Source organism: Mesorhizobium sp. WSM4844 (assembly GCF_055811775.1).
This window is the reverse complement of sequence record NZ_JBVVQB010000003.1, coordinates 156,895-172,580: the sequence shown is the minus strand read 5'-3', so window position 1 is coordinate 172,580 and position 15,686 is coordinate 156,895. Positions and strand designations below refer to the sequence as shown.

The window sequence follows — 15,686 nt, the reverse complement described above, 5'->3', positions numbered from 1 at the left end:
AAGGCTAATGGCGATTCCTTGGGATGATGGAAGGATTTTTTTGCAGGGCGGTCAGATGACCACCGGGCTATCGGGGTCGCAATGCGGTGTTCAAGTTTCGTGCGGCATTCGGCGACGCTACAGGCCCGCGAACGCGACCATGTGGAAGGCTTGAACCTGTGGCGGATAGCGATAGGCCGCGCCGTAGGGACAGGCGTTGCGGTCGAGACAACCGCCGGTTCGGCAAGCCGCGCCGTTGTGCCCACGCACATGCGCCAGACATGTTCCATGCGCGAAACCATCCGCAGAATAAGCGTCGACCGGACACGATTTCAGGCACGGTTTGTCGACACATGCATCGCAAAGGTGAACCACTTCGCGAGTTTCCCCAAACGCAATCTCGTCCTCGAACAGCAGCGCGCCGCGATAGGCGTGCCAGAGCCCGTATTGCGGATGCATGAGGATGCCGAGCGGCGACGGTTTCAGACCCTCCGCCTGCATCGCCCATTGCTGGAACGGCAGATACGGTCTGTCGGACGGCGAAACGGCGCGCGCGCCGAATGTCTTCGCCACTGCGCCGATCACTTCGCGCGACCATGCATCGAGCGGATCGGCAACAGTTTGCGATTGGCCTTCCCGCCAGCGCAGAAAATGCGGCCACGGCGCGGCGCCCGCCTGCCCCACCAGCAGGACGGATCTGGCGGCAGCGCCGGAGAGACCGGAGGGTGTTTCCTCACTGCCTGCAAAATTGAAGCCGCCGCGCAGGATGAGGCCGTGGGCGGAAAGCGCCGCCGCTATATCTTCGACCATGCTGCGCTCAAGGATCATCCCTTCCTGTCCGGCTCGGAGAAGGCGCTCCGCCAGACTTCCTTGTGGATGATGTTGGCGACTTTAGCCCCGCCTGACTCGGGCTCCTTTCAAGTGAAGGCGTCGGCCATCGACGCCTTCTTGCTGGCGATGAAGTCCTTCAGCCCATCGTCGATGCCCTGATCGAGATGCGGCGCCTCGTAGCTTTCCAGCCAGCGGCGGGCGAGTTCGTTGGCGCGCTGCGGTGCCGACTTTTCGCCTTCGGCCAGCCACTGCTCGTAGGAATTGTTGTCGGCGATGCTGGAACGGTAGAAGGCGGTCTGGAAATTGGCCTGGGTGTGGTCACAGCCGAGATAGTGGCTGCCCGGGCCGACCTGGCGGATGGCATCCATCGCCTGGCCGTTCTCCGACAGGTCGACGCCTTCGGAGAACTTCTGGGTCATGCCGAGCTGGTCGATGTCCATCATGAACTTTTCGTAGCAGGAAGCGAGCCCGCCCTCGAGCCAGCCGGCCGAGTGCAGCACGAAATTGGTGCCGGCGAGGATCGTCGAGTTCAGCGTGTTGGCGCTCTCATAGGCCGCCTGCGCGTCCGGGATTTTGGAGGCGCAGAGCGAACCGCCGGTGCGGAACGGCAGGCCAAGCCGGCGCGCGAGCTGCGCCGCGCCATAGGAAACCAGTGACGGCTCCGGCGTGCCGAAGGTCGGCGCGCCAGACTGCATCGAGATCGACGAGGCGAAGGTGCCGAACAGCACCGGTGCGCCCGGCCGGATCAGCTGCGTGAACGACGCGCCAGCCAGCACTTCGGCCAGGACCTGGGTCAGCGTGCCAGCGACCGTCACCGGGCTCATTGCGCCGGCGAGGATGAACGGCGTGACGATACAGGCCTGGTTGTGGCGCGAATAGACTTTCAGCGCCCCCAGCATGGTCTCGTCGAACACCATCGGCGAGTTGGCGTTGATCAGGCTGGTCAGCACCGTGTTGTTCTCGACGAAATCGTCGCCGAACACGATCTTGGCCATCGCAACCGTATCTTCGGCGCGCTCCGGCGCGGTGACCGAGCCCATGAACGGCTTGTCCGAATATTTGATGTGGCTGTAGATCATGTCGAGATGGCGCTTGTTGACCGGCACGTCGACCGGCTCGCACACCGTGCCGCCCGAATGGTGGATCGACGGCGCCATATAGGCGAGCTTCACGAAATTCCGGAAATCCTCGATCGTCGCATAGCGCCTGACGCCGTCGAGGTCGCGCACGAAGGGCGGGCCGTAGACCGGTGCGAACACCGTGGCGTTGCCGCCGATCTGCACCGAACGTTCGGCTTTGCGGGCGTGCTGGGTATAGACGGACGGCGCGGTTTTCAAAAGTGAGCGGCAGAGCCCCTTCGGAAAATGCACGCGCTCGCCCTTGACGTCGGCGCCGGCCTCTTTCCACAGCTGCAGCGCCTCGGCGTCGTCGCGAAAGATGATGCCGATCTCTTCAAGCACCGTGTCGGTGTTCTTCTCGATCAGCGCCAGCCCTTCCTCGTCCAGCACCTCATAGACGTTGATCTTGCGCTTGATGTAGGTGAGCTGGGTGCCGGGGCCGCCACCCGACCGCGCCGCCCGCCGGGCAGCGGCACCACCGCTGGCGGCGCGTCCGCGCCGCGCGTTTGACGCTTCCTGGTCGACCGGCGCGTTCTCACTCATGATCGTTCTTCCCTGACTTTTGTTCTGGCACAATTATTACGGCCGCATATCCCGGCTTCTGGCCGGATCGTAGTCATGCACCCTATTCGAAACGGCCCGCCAGCGCCAACGCCTGTCGCAAAATCGACAAGAATTCCAATAGATTTGCAGTCGCTTTCCTTTTGCGGGAAGTCGCAAATCAGCTATGGACGCAAGCCTGTAGCGGGTTAGGTATTGACGTGATATTTGAGGCCCCGCAATTACATCTGTGCGGCAAGGAGCTGGATTAAAAATGGCCGACGACGAGATCATCCTTTCCGAGCTTTCCGACGACGAACTGGTGCAGCAGATGCACGATGACCTTTATGACGGGCTGAAGGAAGAGATCGAGGAAGGCACCAACATCCTGCTCGAGCGCGGCTGGGCGCCTTACAAGGTGCTGACCGAGGCACTGGTCGAAGGCATGCGCATCGTCGGCGAGGATTTTCGCGACGGCATCCTGTTCGTGCCGGAAGTGCTGTTGTCGGCCAACGCGATGAAGGCGGGCATGTTCATCCTGCGTCCGCTGCTCGTCGCCACCGGCGCGCCGAAGCAGGGCAAGATGGTGATCGGCACCGTCAAGGGCGACATCCACGACATCGGCAAGAACCTTGTCGGCATGATGATGGAGGGCGCCGGCTTCGACGTCATCGACCTCGGCATCAACAATGCGGTGGAAAAATATCTCGACGCCATCGAACAGCACCAGCCTGACATCATCGGCATGTCGGCGCTGCTGACGACGACCATGCCCTACATGAAGGTCGTCATCGACACGATGAAGGAAAAGGGCATCCGCGACGACTACGTCGTGCTGGTCGGCGGTGCCCCGCTCAACGAGGAATTCGGCAAGGCCGTCGGCGCCGACGCCTATTGCCGCGACGCGGCCGTGGCAGTCGAAACCGCCAAGGATTTTATGAAGCGCAAGCACAACGTCCGCGCTTCGGCCTGAGCTGACGAGGAGAACACAAGACCATAAGTACGGAGCCCGTACTTATGCTCTTGCAGACGAGGCGCCGCGTAGCGCCGGCATGTCAAGACTTCAACAAGCAACAGCGATCCGCGCAGCGGATCGAATCGCCTATTCAGACTCTTTCGCCTCTTCCTTTTTCAGGATCGGCGTGTCGGCGGTTGTATTCGCGACGCTTGCGACTGTGGTTTGCTGATCTACGCTTGCAGCTTTGGTCTGCTGATCTACGGAAGCCGTCGTTTTGTTGTGGCCGACACATTCCGCTGCGGCGCCGGATACCGAAAGGCCCAGAGCGGCGACAACCAAGAGAGCGGTCTTCATTCTATGCTCCTAGCTTCGTTGTTGAGGTACAGGGAAAGACTACCGGCATGTCCCGCATTCGAAACGTCAACTTTTTGTGCCTGCCGTGACGATAGGGAATTGCGGAGAGGTGGACACCAAGCCTGCGCTTCGGCCCATCTCCGCGAACTCGCATGGACAACAGAACGAACCACGCCTTGCGGCGCGGCTTTGTTGCTCCCATATATTACAAGGGCTTAACGCGCATCGCTTGAACTTCCTCGACAGCGGTGCGCCTTGTTGATATCCGCGGGATCAGGGATTTTGGACCGTATCCTCGACCGCGTTGGCTGTCGATTTGACATCCCTGCCGACACCGCGGACGGTGTTGGCGCAGGCCGAAAGAGCCAGGGCGCAAGCCAGGATGGCGATCGGCGCAATGCGTAGCGGTTTCATGAATGGTATCTCCCTCAACAGATAGATTCGTGGGACAGCAACGAAAATCGGTTAGACTGGTTCCATGAGCATTGCGCGAAAACTACAACCCGATCAAGGTGACAGGCTGCTTGTCATCGCCTGCGGGATGATTGCGCGCGAAGTTCTGGCCGTTACGGAGCAGCTGGGGCTCGACCATCTCGACCTGACCTGCCTGCCGGCGGAGTTCCATTTCTACCCGGACCGCATCGCGCCGGCCATGGACAAGGCAATCGAGAAGGCCAAGGCGGACGGCTACACCAATATTTTCGTCGGCTATGCCGATTGCGGCACCGGCGGCCTGCTCGACCGCGTCTGCGAGAAGCATGGGGTCGAGCGCATGGCCGGTCCGCATTGCTTTGCCTTCTACCAGGGCATGGAAGCCTATGCGAAAATCGCCGACGACGACATGATGTCGTTCTACATGACCGATTTCCTGTGCCGGCAGTTCGATGCCTTCTTCATGAAGCCGCTCGGCCTCGACAGGCATCCGGAGCTGATCAAGGACTATTTCGGCAATTACGAGAAGCTAGTCTATATCGCCCAGACCGACGATCCGGAACTCGACAAGGTCGCCGAGAAAGCCGCGAAAATGCTCGGCCTCGCCTATGAGCGCCGTTCCACTGGCTATGGCGACCTGACGACGGAGCTGGCCAGCGCCGCGGCACACGGCTGACGTTCGAGCAGGCGCGGTCTTCTTCCACTGCAAGCCCGGCAAGCACAGCGGCAAAGCGCGTCTTGCAGACGAAGCCCAGCCTGTCCCGCGCCCGCGACGCGTCGTAGACACGGTCGATCGAGGAAAACATCGTCCAGCCTTTTCGCGCATAAAGCGCCGGAAACTCCGGAAAATAACGCGCCACGACTGGCGGCGCGTCAGCGATCAATGCCTCGCAATCATCAGGCCGGAACGGCGTTGGCGCCGAGATGATGAAGACGTCGAAGCCTAGCTGTGGAGCCTTCTCCAGCGCCGCGACATGGGCCTCGGCGGCATCTTCCACGGTCAGACGACGGAACAACAGCTCATTCGCCTTGGTGTTGGCGTCCGACTGGTCGATCGCATGCGCCATGTCGTCTGCTTCGGGAAAGAACCGGGCGGTGCGCAGCACGATCGCCGGCAGTCCGGACTGGATGTGATAGAGGCGGCAAAGATGTTCGGCCGAGAGCTTGGTTACGCCGTAGATGTTGCGCGGCTCGGGCGACATGTCTTCCGTCAGCCAGGCGGCCTTGCGCGCACCGCCGGTGAGGCCGGCGCGTATGGCTTTCGAGATCATCAGCGAGGTCGTCGACGTGAAGACGAAGCGCTGAACGCCTGACAACACCGCCGCGTCGAGCAGGTTGAGCGTGCCGCGCACATTCGTCTCGATGAAATCCTCATTGCGGTGGTGTTCGATATCAGGCTTGTGCAGTGCGCCGCTGTGGACGATCGCCTCGATGCGGTTTTCCCCGACCGTCCGCATCACCAGATCACGGTCGGCGACCGAGCCGATCACCTGCGTTGGCGCCGACGGGACCGGATCCAGCCCGATGACGTCATGGCCAAGCGCCCGCAGGCGCAGCGCGAGCGCGCTGCCCAGCCAGCCTGACGACCCCGTAAGCAAGATCCGCATCGGTGAAACCCAAGAGTTTTAAGCTGACCGCTGTTAAGCACGGATGACAGGCCGCCGCGAACGGGTAAGTTGTATGCCAAACGAGAAAACAGGCTGTTCCAGCTTTCGACCAGGAAACGCCCCGATGATCGCTCGCAAAAACCGGCGTCTGGCAACGAGCACCGATTTACCGGACAGCGCCCTGGCGATAAGCTTGGCACTTATGAGCGAAATCGATCACCGCACCATCATCGCCAGCCTTTCGGTCGTGGATCGTCGCGACCTCACCGCCAAACTGGACAGGCCCGGGATTGTCCGGCTGGCCGTTCACGGCGGGCTGGTTGTCGTGCTGGGTGCGCTGATCGCCGCCCGCATTCCGTTCTGGCCGGTTCTCGTGCTGCCGCAGGGAATCCTGGTCGTCTTTTTCTTCACGCTGTTGCACGAGACGATTCACGAAACGGCCTTCAGGACGCCGTGGCTCAATCGCGCCATCGCCACTGTCACCGGCTTCCTGATCCTGCTGCCGCCGGCATGGTTCCGTTATTTCCATTTCGCGCACCACCGTCACACGCACGATCCGGACAATGACCCCGAACTGATGGCTCCGAAACCGGAGACCATCGGCCAGTATGTGCGCTATCTCTCCGGAATCCCCTATTGGAGCGGCATGGCGCGCGTGATCGTCGTCAACGCCGCTGGCCGCAACCGCGACGGCTTCGTGCCGGACAAGGGCCGCGACAAGGTGATTTCGCAAGCGCGTTGGTTTCTGATCGCCTATGCGGTGCTGCTGGCAGCCTCCCTGGCCGTGCAGTCGGCGCTGCTGTTGTGGGTCTGGATTGTGCCGGTGCTCGTCGGTCAGCCGTTTTTTCGGGCCTATCTGCTGGCCGAGCACGCGCTCTGCCCGCATGTCGCCAACATGCTCGAAAACACACGCACCACCTTTACCACAAGGCTGGTACGCTTCGTGGCGTGGAACATGCCTTACCACTCCGAGCACCATGCTTATCCGGCCGTTCCCTTTCACCGCCTGCCGCGTTTCCACCAAATTGTCGCCGAACATCTGCGCACGACCGAGCGAGGCTATGTCCGCTTCCACAGGAAGCTTGTCGGCAGCTTCGATCGGCGCGCCGGCTGACCCAAACCAGGCCAAGCATCGAATATTTTCGCGTTTCCGTTGCGGCTGCCAATTGCGTCGCTTTTGAATGCGCGCGCGTCGTCCCATAACAAGCAGCCCGACAGCGCTTCCGGCAATGCTCGCACTCACTACAGCGCCGCGCGTCCCATTGGACGCGCAAAGGACGCTGTAGCACTTTAAGTCGGCGCATGATCCTTTCCAAAATCGATGCCGATTTTCGGGGTCATGCGCGAGGAGCAAGAAATTCATGGCCGATCTGATCGTCGTCTACTGGCGCGACATCCCCGCCCAGGTCATCGTCAAGAAAGGCCGGCAGAACGCCAAGCGCGAACTGCCGCTGCGTTTCACCGAGGCGATCGACATGTGCGCGATGCGCACCGGCGCCGGCGGCACCGACGACTACCTTGCCGAATGGCGCAAGGCCGACCCCGTGTCGGTCAGCGACGATCTTGAAGGCGAGGCGGAAAAAGCCTTTCAGGACATCGACGCGAAATACGACCGCGAGCGGCTGGTCGCTCTGGTCAAGGCGGGCGGAAAAGAAGATGTCTGAAACGACCCCGGCGATTACCCAGGCCACTCTGGTCAAGAAGGCAGCGCCGAAATCCGACTACAAGCCGGCCGACGTGTCGCCGCAGCGGCGCGTGCAGCGCTCCTTCGCTGTCAGGCTGTGGTCCGTCCGCCACTCGCGACTGCTCGAATGGTTCTACGCCAGGTTCTCCGACATGTTTTTGCTCCTCCATCCGCTGTGGAAGCGCATCGGTTACGGCCGCGTCGAAGGTCCGATCAAATTCGTCGAAAAACGCGTCAAGGGTTTTATGTTCGACTGCCGCATGTGCGGCCAGTGCGTCCTTTCTTCTACCGGCATGTCGTGCCCGATGAATTGCCCCAAGCAATTGCGCAACGGCCCTTGCGGCGGTGTGCGCGCCAACGGCAATTGCGAGGTCGAGCCTGATATGCCGTGCGTCTGGGTCAAGGCCTGGGAAGGTTCACGCAATATGGTGCATGGCGACAAGATCCTCGACGTGCAGAAGCCGGTCGACCAGTCGCTGCGCGAGACCTCGGCATGGCTGCGGGTGACCGCACAGGCCGCCGCCGCCCGCGAAGCCGCGCGCAACGTTCCAAAACCTGGGGCACCGGCATGATCGGCCGCCAGCCCGACGAGAACCCGGCCGGCATCCATCTGCCGCTCGACCCCCTGCCCGGCCACACCTCGCGCGGCCGGCTGGAGCGCGTCCTGAGGCGCGGCGAATTCGCCGTGACCACCGAGCTCAACCCGCCGGACAGCGCCGATCCGGAAGACGTCTACAACCGCGCCAAAATCTTCGACGGCTGGGTCGACGCCATCAACGCCGTCGACGCCTCGGGCGCCAACTGCCACATGTCGTCGGTCGGCATCTGTGCGCTGCTGACCCGCATGGGTTATGCCCCGATCATGCAAATCGCCTGCCGCGACAGGAACCGCATCGCCATCCAGGGCGACGTGCTGGGCGGGGCGGCGATGGGCGTCGCCAACATGCTGTGCCTGACCGGCGACGGCGTGCAGGCCGGCGACCAGCCAGGCGCCAAGCCGGTGTTCGATCTCGACTGCATGTCACTGCTGGAAACCTGCCGCATCATGCGCGACAACGGCAAGTTCCTGTCCGGCCGCAAGCTGACGACGCCGCCGCAGCTTTTCCTTGGCGCGGCGATCAACCCTTTCGCGCCGCCGATCGATTTCCGCCCCTACCGGCTGGGCAAGAAAATCGCCGCCGGCGCGCAATTCGTGCAGAGCCAGTACTGCTTCGACGTGCCGATGTTCCGCACCTACATGCAGCAGGTCCGCGATCTCGGTTTTACGGAAAAATGCTTCATCCTGTGCGGCGTCGGACCGCTGGCCTCGGCCAAGACCGCCAAATGGATCCGCTCAAACGTGCCGGGCATTCATATCCCCGATTCGATCGTCAAGCGGCTGGAAGGCGCCCAGGACCAGAAGAAGGAAGGCAAGCAGCTCTGCATCGATATCATCAACGAGGTGAAAGAAATTCCCGGCGTCTGCGGCGTCCATGTGATGGCCTATCGCCAGGAGGAATATGTCGCCGAGATCGTCGATGAATCGGGCGTGCTGAAGGGGCGCCAGCCCTGGAAACGCGAAATCCGCCGCGACGATCAGCTCGTCGCCGACCGGCTCGACCACATTTTGCACGACGAGATCACCGAAACGCAGGTCGACATGGTCAAGACCGCGCATTGATGGCGCGGACGCCACCATTCACTTGATCGAAAACAGAAACGATATAAAGAAGTCTTTATATCACGAGGGAGAGATTGCATGACCCGGACGATCGTCGCCTCGGCGACACGAGAAATCATCATCGGCTTCGACCAGCCCTTCTGCGTGATCGGTGAGCGCATCAATCCAACCGGGCGCAAGAAGCTCGCGGCCGAGATGATCGCAGGCAATTTCGATACCGTCATCAGGGACGCGCTGGAACAGGCCGCCTGCGGCGCGACCATGCTCGACGTCAATGCCGGCGTCACCTCGGTCAACCCGAACGAGACAGAACCCGGCCTGCTGGTGCAGACGCTGGAAATCGTGCAGGGGCTGGTCGACCTGCCGCTGTCGATCGACAGTTCGGTGACCGCGGCGATCGAGGCGGCGCTCAGGGTCGCCAAGGGCCGTCCGCTGGTCAACTCCGTCACCGGCGAGGAAGAAAAGCTCGAAGCCATCCTGCCGCTGGTCAAGAAATACAATGTCCCGGTGGTTGCCATCTCCAACGACGAGACAGGCATTTCGATGGATCCGGATGTGCGCTTCGCCGTCGCCAAGAAGATCGTCGAGCGCTGCGCCGATTTCGGCATTCCGGCGCATGACGTGGTCGTCGACCCGCTGGTCATGCCGATCGGCGCGCTCGGCGACGCCGGCCGCCAGGTCTTTGCCCTGCTGCGCCGGCTGCGTGAAGAGCTCAAGGTCAACACCACCTGCGGCCTGTCAAACATCTCGTTCGGCCTGCCGCACCGCCACGGCATCAATGCTGCCTTCATCCCGATGGTGATCGGCGCCGGCATGACCTCGGCGATCATGAACCCGGTGCGTCCGCAAGAGATGGAAGCGGTGCGCGGCGCCAATGTGCTGAACGGCACCGACGAGAACTGCACCAACTGGATCAGGACCTACAAGGACTACAAGCCGGCCGAAGGCGGCCAGGCGATCGCGGCGCCCACGCAAGTCAATGCGCCGGGCGAAGGCAATGGCAATGGCGGTCGCCGGCGCGGGGGTCGTGAAGCCCGTATGGCCCGAGGATAAGCGCGCAATCGTGAACTCTCCTGCCAACATCACCGATCCACTCGTGCTGTTCATGCCGTCCGGCAAGCGCGGGCGGTTTCCGGTCGGCACGCCGGTGCTCGATGCCGCACGCCAGCTCGGCGTCTATGTCGAGAGCGTGTGCGGTGGACGCGCCACCTGCGGGCGCTGCCAGGTCGAGGTGCAGGAAGGCAATTTCGCCAAGCACAAGATCGTCTCTTCCAACGACCACATCTCGCCCAAGGGCGCCAAGGAGGAACGCTACGAACGCGTGCGCGGCCTTCCCGAACGGCGCCGCCTGTCCTGCTCGGCGCAGATCCTCGGCGATCTCGTCGTGGATGTGCCGCAGGACACGGTCATCAACGCCCAGACCATTCGCAAGGATGCCGACACCAGGGTCATTGCCCGCGATTCGGCAATCCACATGTGCTATGTCGAGATCGAAGAGCCCGACATGCACAATCCATCAGGCGATCTCGATCGCCTGAAGATCGCGCTGATGAAGGACTGGGGGCTCAACAGCCTCGATTTCGATTTCCATCTGCTGCCGCAGGTGCAAGTCATCCTGCGCAAAGGCAACTGGACCGCGACCGCCGCCATCCACAAGGATGCCGACAGCGAGACCGCGCGGGTCATCTCGTTGTGGCCCGGCCTCAAGAACGAGGCCTACGGGCTTGCCTGCGATATCGGCTCGACCACCATCGCCATGCATCTGGTGTCGCTGCTGTCGGGCCGCGTCGCCGCCTCGTCAGGCACGTCGAACCCGCAGATCCGCTTCGGCGAGGATCTGATGAGCCGCGTTTCCTATGTGATGATGAACCCGGACGGCCGCGAAGGCATGACGGTCGCGGTGCGCGAGGCGATCTCGGGTCTCGTCGACAAGGTTTGCGCGGAAGGCAACGTCCAGCGCAACGACATCCTGGATTGCGTCTTCGTCGGCAATCCGATCATGCACCATCTGTTCCTCGGCATCGACCCGACCGAACTCGGCGGCGCGCCCTTCGCGCTGGCTGTCTCGGGCGCCGTGCACATCAAGGCGTCGGATATCGGCCTGAAGCTCAACCAGGGCGCCAGGCTCTACATGCTGCCTTGCATCGCCGGCCATGTCGGCGCCGACGCGGCTGCGGTGACGCTGTCGGAAGGCCCGCACCGCCAGGACGAGATGATGCTGATCGTCGATGTCGGCACCAATGCCGAGATCGTGCTCGGCAATCGCCAGCGGGTCGTGGCGGCCTCCTCGCCCACCGGTCCGGCCTTCGAGGGCGCGGAAATCTCCGGCGGCCAGCGCGCTGCGCCCGGCGCCATCGAGCGCGTCCGCATCGATCCCGACACGCTGGAGCCGAAATACCGCGTCATCGGCTCGGAACTGTGGTCCGACGAGCCCGGCTTCCTCGACAGCGTCCAGGCAACCGGCGTCACCGGCATCTGCGGCTCCGGCATCATCGAGGTGGTCGCCGAGATGTACCTGGCCGGCATCATCTCCGAGGACGGCGTCGTCGACGGTGGGCTCTGCGCCCGCTCGCCGCGCGTCACCGCCAATGGCCGCACCTTCTCCTACGTGCTGAAGGAAGGCGAGCCGAGGATCACCATCACCCAGACCGACGTGCGCGCCATCCAACTCGCCAAGGCGGCCCTCTACGCCGGCACCAAGCTGTTGATGGAAAAGCAGCACACCGATCATGTCGACCGCATCCACTTCGCCGGTGCCTTCGGCTCCTTTATCGATCCGAAATACGCCATGGTGCTGGGACTGATTCCCGACTGCGATCTCGACAAGGTCTCGGCCGTCGGCAACGCCGCCGGTGCCGGTGCGCGCATGGCGCTGCTCAATCGCGGCTATCGCCGCGAGATCGAGGAAACGGTGAGCCGGATCGAGAAGATCGAGACCGCGCTGGAGCCGAGATTCCAGGAGCATTTCGTCTATGCCATGGCGCTGCCGAACAAGATCGACCCGTTCCCAAAACTATCGGCGGCGGTGAAGCTGCCGCCGCGCAAGACCGTGAGCGAGGACGGCATTGCCGGCGATGCCGCCCCACGGCGTCGTTCGCGCGAAGGCCACGCCGCCCGGCGCGGCCGGGGGTAGCATCCCGCTGCTAAAAGCTGCACTCACCCTCATTCTCATTTGCATGCATATGTTTCCGGATCAGCCCAAACAGAAACAAGGCGCTGTTTTCGCGAAATCCACCCGATACACACGCGGCGCATTTAACCGGCATCGAACGGCAGGCAGGAAATAACTTTCAGCCGCTGCAGCACTCCAAGGGAGATGAAGATGTCGATGTTCGAAAGCCTCGGCCGCTTTGGTACGGCCATCAAGCATGCGCACAACAGGAACAGGTCGGTCCGGGCCATGAACAGCCTGCCGCCCGAAATTCAGAAGGATATCGGCTGGCCCGTGTCGCCGCGCAACGACCCGCAGGTCACCTTCTCGGCCCTGCTTCTGGGTTCGGCGCGCTGATGACCTTCGCCGACAAATGCAAGCTGCTGGCCAAGCGCCGGAACCGTCATCCGGCTCCGGCAGCAAGCGACCGTCGGCTGCGCGCCGTACTGCTGCCCAGGCGCTGAGCGATGCTGCGCTGGCCTTAATTGCCAGCCAGATCACAGGGCCGTGTTGAGACCGCGCAAATCTTGACATTCTGGGCGAAGGCACGATCTTCGATTGCGAGGGGTTCTCTTAGTCGGCTCAGCCGAAGTCCGTGTGTCCGCATGCCCAGTATCAAAAGCCACGTCGTTTCCTTCGTGCTCAGGTATAGCCGCAAGAAAGCCTTTTCCAGCCCGGAAAACCTGCAGCGCTGGATCGCCTACGCCCGCAAGACGGAGAACCATCAGCCGCCCGCATCGCTGCATCAGCGTTTCGAGATCGCGACGCGCAGCGTGGACGGCTTTCCCGTGTACGAGATCGCGCCGAAGACCGGCGAGCGAAAGCGGATCCTCTACCTGCATGGCGGCGCCTATGTCTTTCAAATCACGTCTTATCACTGGGGACTGATCGCCGATATGGCCGACCGGCTGGGCTTCGGCATCACCGTGCCGATCTACCCCATTGCTCCCGAACACGATTTTCACGTCATGTTCGGCATGGTCGGCGAGGTCTACCGTCAGATGCTCGACGAAACGGAAGCGCAGGACATCGTCTTCATTGGCGATTCCGCCGGCGGCAACATGGCCGTGGTGCTGACCATGATGGCCGCGGAAGCCGACCTGCCATTGCCGTCGCGCCATGTGCTGATTTCGCCCGGGCTCGATCTGTCGCTCGCCAACCCCGAAGTGTTCGAGGCGGAACGCTACGATCCGTGGCTGGGAATTCCTGGCGGGCTGGAGGCAGTCCGGCTCTACAGTGCCGGCATAGATCCCAGCGACTGGCGCATCAGTCCGCTTTACGGTGACCTCTCGGTGTTGCCGAAAACGCTGCTTTTGACCGGTTCGCGCGACATGCTGACCCCCGACAATCTGATCTTCGCGCAAAAGGCCCGTGCCGCCGGTGTCGCGATAGAGGTTGTGCACGAGCAAGGCATGTTCCATGCTTGGCCGCTGATCGACATGCCAGAAGCGCGGCGCGCGCGGGACAGCATCGTGACGTTTTTAGCCAGCGACACCGAAAGCTATCATGCCAAGGCCGGCGAATTGGCACTGCAAAGGACAGGTCGTGAAGTCCCCAGTCACAACCTGTCTACGCAGTCGAAGTCCTGAATCAAAACTTTCCGGTTTCTTTGAACACTTCGAAGGTCGCGCGGATGTGATCGGCAACGGCTTTCACTGGCGCGCTGGCGTCCGGCGCCACGACCATGGCCAGATTGTAGGTGCCGATATCGGGCATGCCGTCCTTCGGGCAAAGCTCGACCATGTCGCTGCCGAGGAACGATTTCGGCAGCGGCGCCACCGCGAGGTCGGACATGATTGCGGCGCGCTGGCCGGCGGTGTGCGCACTCATATAGGCGACGCGATAGTTGCGGCCCTCACGCCCAAGCGCCTCGAGCGCCCCGGCCCGCCAGGCGCAGCCCTCTTCCCACAATGACACCGGCAGCGGTTCGCGCAGATGCGCGCAGCCGCCCTTGGCGCCGGCCCAGACGATCGGTTCGGTGAGCAGCACTTCGGCGCCGAGCGCACTGGTCTTGTATGAATTGGTGAGAAGCGTGATGTCGAGCGCCCGGTCGTCCATGCGCCGACGCAGATTGACGCTCTGGTCGATGGTCACGTCGACGGCGATCGAAGGATGCGACTGTGCAAAACGCTTCAGCACATGCGGCAGCACGCGCTCGCCATAGTCATCAGGCGAGCCGAGCCGCACCACCCCGACAATGTCGGGGATGATGAACTTCGACACCACCTCGCGGTTGATCGACAACAGCCGGCGGGCGTAGCCGAGCAGCATCTCGCCATCCGTGGTCAGCGTCACCGAGCGCGCGTCGCGCGCAAACACCGAGCGGCCGAGAATGTCCTCAAGCTTCTTGATCTGCATGGAGACGGCCGACGGCGTGCGGAAGACGGCACTGGCAGCGGTGGTGAAACTGCCGGTCTCGGCGATCGCCACGAAGGTGCGCAAGACGTCGAGATCGAGCAACGGCAACGGATGATTGAGTGGGGCGTTCATCGGGATCGACCTTCAATTTTTCTGATGCAAACTATCATTCCATTTCGTTTGATTGAACATCACTTTGGGAGGATAGTCAACTCCATCGAAGGCAGACGACGATGACACTGATCTGCAATCGACACGAAATGAAGCTGAAACAAACCGGATGTAGCGCTTGGTCCGCCGAGCACCGGCACCCGGCCCAACCCTAAGGAGAATTAAAATGTCCATCCTGTCATCCATCGGCCGCATCGCGACCGAATTCAGCGCGGCCCGCGCCCGCTACCAGACCGAACGCGCCATCCGCTCTCTGCCGATCGAACTGCAGAAGGATATCGGTTGGCCTGAAGCCGCCGACACCAAGACCGGCACTCGCCACGGCGTTGGATCCTGGGCTGGCGGAGCAAAATAGATCGTGTGTATTCAAAGCTGAAGGCCTGCCGCACAGACCATGTCCGGCAGGCCGTTTTATTTGTTGATCAAATGTTCTTTTGGAGCCATGTCGCCGTTGCATGACGCATATGAATACGCCGCATAGCAGCGGGATTCCTGCCTAACGCCTTGTACATATTCACAAATCTTGGGCAGACTGCCCAAACTTATCGCATGCCATGTCGCTTTTCATGTCAAGTGCTTCGCTTTTGTGATTTAGTTTCCCTTCACGTAAGCCTATATCAGCGCCAGCCAACGAGCTGCCCCACTCCATCACGCGAAGGCGACCCGTCTGAGCAACCGAATGGAGATGATGATGAAGCTTTTTGCCCGCCTTTTTGCTCGCCGTGAAATGAGCCTGACGACCGCGCTCGAGCGCCAGCGCCTTGCCAACACCATGCCGGGCCAGACCGGCGCCGTGGCCGCCGCACGCCTCGGCTTCGTCGCCTGATCTGCCAAGCTCGCAAG

The 15,686-nt window shown here is 62.1% G+C and carries 17 protein-coding genes and 1 pseudogene; 12 read left to right on the top strand and 6 right to left on the bottom strand.

What is annotated here, in order from left to right; genetic code table 11:
* Positions 1-117 precede the first annotated feature (117 nt).
* Positions 118-789 (bottom strand): hypothetical protein, encoded by a 672-nt coding sequence (locus tag AC0L2A_RS04520; RefSeq protein ID WP_473607737.1) that lies wholly within the window; start codon positions 787-789, stop codon positions 118-120.
* 107 nt (positions 790-896) lie between these two features.
* A complete protein-coding gene (locus AC0L2A_RS04515) occupies positions 897-2,471 on the bottom strand; it encodes a trimethylamine methyltransferase family protein (RefSeq protein ID WP_473607735.1) in 1,575 nt (524 codons plus the stop codon).
* 271 nt (positions 2,472-2,742) lie between these two features.
* Between AC0L2A_RS04515 and AC0L2A_RS04510 the strand changes: the two genes are divergently transcribed.
* On the top strand, positions 2,743-3,441 hold the full coding sequence (locus AC0L2A_RS04510; RefSeq protein WP_095494578.1) for a corrinoid protein: 699 nt from the start codon (positions 2,743-2,745) through the stop codon (positions 3,439-3,441).
* 129 nt (positions 3,442-3,570) lie between these two features.
* On the opposite strand, the gene AC0L2A_RS04505 is transcribed toward AC0L2A_RS04510, so the two are convergent.
* Together AC0L2A_RS04505 and AC0L2A_RS04500 are read right to left on the bottom strand one after the other, a co-directional pair.
* Positions 3,571-3,780: a hypothetical protein gene (locus AC0L2A_RS04505; RefSeq protein WP_287285310.1), complete on the bottom strand. Its 210-nt coding sequence runs from the start codon at positions 3,778-3,780 to the stop codon at positions 3,571-3,573.
* Between the two features lie 273 nt (positions 3,781-4,053).
* Positions 4,054-4,194 carry an entericidin A/B family lipoprotein gene (locus AC0L2A_RS04500; protein ID WP_036263015.1) on the bottom strand — a complete coding sequence of 47 codons (141 nt, stop codon included), beginning with the start codon at positions 4,192-4,194 and terminating at the stop codon, positions 4,054-4,056.
* A gap of 64 nt (positions 4,195-4,258) precedes the next feature.
* On the opposite strand from AC0L2A_RS04500, the gene AC0L2A_RS04495 reads away from it, so the two are divergent.
* A complete protein-coding gene (locus AC0L2A_RS04495; protein ID WP_473607734.1) occupies positions 4,259-4,888 on the top strand; it encodes a DUF1638 domain-containing protein in 630 nt (209 codons plus the stop codon).
* 292 nt (positions 4,889-5,180) lie between these two features.
* Here the strand turns inward: AC0L2A_RS04495 and AC0L2A_RS04490 are convergent.
* A pseudogene (locus AC0L2A_RS04490) lies at positions 5,181-5,819 on the bottom strand (NAD-dependent epimerase/dehydratase family protein); the annotation flags it as partial.
* A 124-nt stretch (positions 5,820-5,943) separates the two neighbouring features.
* Here AC0L2A_RS04490 and AC0L2A_RS04485 point away from each other — a divergent pair.
* From AC0L2A_RS04485 to AC0L2A_RS04450, 8 genes are all read left to right on the top strand, one after another.
* A complete protein-coding gene (locus tag AC0L2A_RS04485) occupies positions 5,944-6,933 on the top strand; it encodes a fatty acid desaturase (protein WP_473607733.1) in 990 nt (329 codons plus the stop codon).
* Positions 6,934-7,180: 247 nt separating this feature from the next.
* Entirely contained in the window at positions 7,181-7,483 is a 303-nt protein-coding gene (locus AC0L2A_RS04480; protein ID WP_091594457.1) for a virulence factor, read from the top strand.
* Positions 7,476-8,075: a methylenetetrahydrofolate reductase C-terminal domain-containing protein gene (locus AC0L2A_RS04475; protein WP_027154500.1), complete on the top strand. Its 600-nt coding sequence runs from the start codon at positions 7,476-7,478 to the stop codon at positions 8,073-8,075. Before AC0L2A_RS04480 ends, AC0L2A_RS04475 begins: the two co-directional genes overlap by 8 nt.
* On the top strand, positions 8,072-9,163 hold the full coding sequence (locus AC0L2A_RS04470; RefSeq protein WP_027154501.1) for a methylenetetrahydrofolate reductase: 1,092 nt from the start codon (positions 8,072-8,074) through the stop codon (positions 9,161-9,163). The genes AC0L2A_RS04475 and AC0L2A_RS04470 overlap by 4 nt, the downstream gene beginning before the upstream one ends.
* A gap of 78 nt (positions 9,164-9,241) precedes the next feature.
* Positions 9,242-10,216 carry a methyltetrahydrofolate cobalamin methyltransferase gene (locus AC0L2A_RS04465; RefSeq protein ID WP_023798928.1) on the top strand — a complete coding sequence of 325 codons (975 nt, stop codon included), beginning with the start codon at positions 9,242-9,244 and terminating at the stop codon, positions 10,214-10,216.
* Positions 10,167-12,296, top strand: a complete 2,130-nt coding sequence (locus tag AC0L2A_RS04460) for an ASKHA domain-containing protein (protein ID WP_128167262.1) — start codon at positions 10,167-10,169, stop codon at positions 12,294-12,296. Before AC0L2A_RS04465 ends, AC0L2A_RS04460 begins: the two co-directional genes overlap by 50 nt.
* 189 nt (positions 12,297-12,485) lie before the next feature.
* Positions 12,486-12,671: a hypothetical protein gene (locus AC0L2A_RS04455; RefSeq protein WP_023798926.1), complete on the top strand. Its 186-nt coding sequence runs from the start codon at positions 12,486-12,488 to the stop codon at positions 12,669-12,671.
* Positions 12,672-12,919: 248 nt separating this feature from the next.
* Positions 12,920-13,903, top strand: coding sequence for an alpha/beta hydrolase (locus AC0L2A_RS04450; RefSeq protein ID WP_473607731.1), 984 nt, complete (start codon positions 12,920-12,922; stop codon positions 13,901-13,903).
* 1 nt (position 13,904) lies between these two features.
* Here AC0L2A_RS04450 and AC0L2A_RS04445 read toward each other — a convergent pair whose 3' ends face one another.
* The gene (locus AC0L2A_RS04445; protein ID WP_023798923.1) at positions 13,905-14,804 is read right to left on the bottom strand and encodes a LysR substrate-binding domain-containing protein; all 900 of its coding nucleotides are present in this window, start codon (positions 14,802-14,804) and stop codon (positions 13,905-13,907) included.
* Between the two features lie 205 nt (positions 14,805-15,009).
* Here AC0L2A_RS04445 and AC0L2A_RS04440 point away from each other — a divergent pair, with 205 nt between their 5' ends.
* Both AC0L2A_RS04440 and AC0L2A_RS04435 read left to right on the top strand, forming a co-directional pair.
* Positions 15,010-15,198, top strand: a complete 189-nt coding sequence (locus tag AC0L2A_RS04440; RefSeq protein ID WP_077383673.1) for a hypothetical protein — start codon at positions 15,010-15,012, stop codon at positions 15,196-15,198.
* 324 nt (positions 15,199-15,522) lie between these two features.
* Positions 15,523-15,669 (top strand): hypothetical protein, encoded by a 147-nt coding sequence (locus AC0L2A_RS04435; protein ID WP_198032808.1) that lies wholly within the window; start codon positions 15,523-15,525, stop codon positions 15,667-15,669.
* Positions 15,670-15,686: the final 17 nt, after the last annotated feature.

What these genes read in the sequence shown, in the direction of transcription:
- AC0L2A_RS04520 (WP_473607737.1), bottom strand. Translation starts at nt 789, where the DNA reads ATGGTCGAAGATATAGCGGCGGCGCTTTCCGCCCACGGCCTCATCCTG.
- AC0L2A_RS04435 (WP_198032808.1), top strand. Translation starts at nt 15,523, where the DNA reads ATGGAGATGATGATGAAGCTTTTTGCCCGCCTTTTTGCTCGCCGTGAA.
- AC0L2A_RS04445 (WP_023798923.1), bottom strand. Translation starts at nt 14,804, where the DNA reads ATGAACGCCCCACTCAATCATCCGTTGCCGTTGCTCGATCTCGACGTC.
- AC0L2A_RS04485 (WP_473607733.1), top strand. Translation starts at nt 5,944, where the DNA reads ATGATCGCTCGCAAAAACCGGCGTCTGGCAACGAGCACCGATTTACCG.
- AC0L2A_RS04440 (WP_077383673.1), top strand. Translation starts at nt 15,010, where the DNA reads ATGTCCATCCTGTCATCCATCGGCCGCATCGCGACCGAATTCAGCGCG.
- AC0L2A_RS04480 (WP_091594457.1), top strand. Translation starts at nt 7,181, where the DNA reads ATGGCCGATCTGATCGTCGTCTACTGGCGCGACATCCCCGCCCAGGTC.
- AC0L2A_RS04475 (WP_027154500.1), top strand. Translation starts at nt 7,476, where the DNA reads ATGTCTGAAACGACCCCGGCGATTACCCAGGCCACTCTGGTCAAGAAG.
- AC0L2A_RS04460 (WP_128167262.1), top strand. Translation starts at nt 10,167, where the DNA reads ATGGCGGTCGCCGGCGCGGGGGTCGTGAAGCCCGTATGGCCCGAGGAT.
- AC0L2A_RS04455 (WP_023798926.1), top strand. Translation starts at nt 12,486, where the DNA reads ATGTCGATGTTCGAAAGCCTCGGCCGCTTTGGTACGGCCATCAAGCAT.
- AC0L2A_RS04505 (WP_287285310.1), bottom strand. Translation starts at nt 3,780, where the DNA reads ATGAAGACCGCTCTCTTGGTTGTCGCCGCTCTGGGCCTTTCGGTATCC.
- AC0L2A_RS04470 (WP_027154501.1), top strand. Translation starts at nt 8,072, where the DNA reads ATGATCGGCCGCCAGCCCGACGAGAACCCGGCCGGCATCCATCTGCCG.
- AC0L2A_RS04510 (WP_095494578.1), top strand. Translation starts at nt 2,743, where the DNA reads ATGGCCGACGACGAGATCATCCTTTCCGAGCTTTCCGACGACGAACTG.
- AC0L2A_RS04465 (WP_023798928.1), top strand. Translation starts at nt 9,242, where the DNA reads ATGACCCGGACGATCGTCGCCTCGGCGACACGAGAAATCATCATCGGC.
- AC0L2A_RS04495 (WP_473607734.1), top strand. Translation starts at nt 4,259, where the DNA reads ATGAGCATTGCGCGAAAACTACAACCCGATCAAGGTGACAGGCTGCTT.
- AC0L2A_RS04450 (WP_473607731.1), top strand. Translation starts at nt 12,920, where the DNA reads ATGCCCAGTATCAAAAGCCACGTCGTTTCCTTCGTGCTCAGGTATAGC.
- AC0L2A_RS04500 (WP_036263015.1), bottom strand. Translation starts at nt 4,194, where the DNA reads ATGAAACCGCTACGCATTGCGCCGATCGCCATCCTGGCTTGCGCCCTG.
- AC0L2A_RS04515 (WP_473607735.1), bottom strand. Translation starts at nt 2,471, where the DNA reads ATGAGTGAGAACGCGCCGGTCGACCAGGAAGCGTCAAACGCGCGGCGC.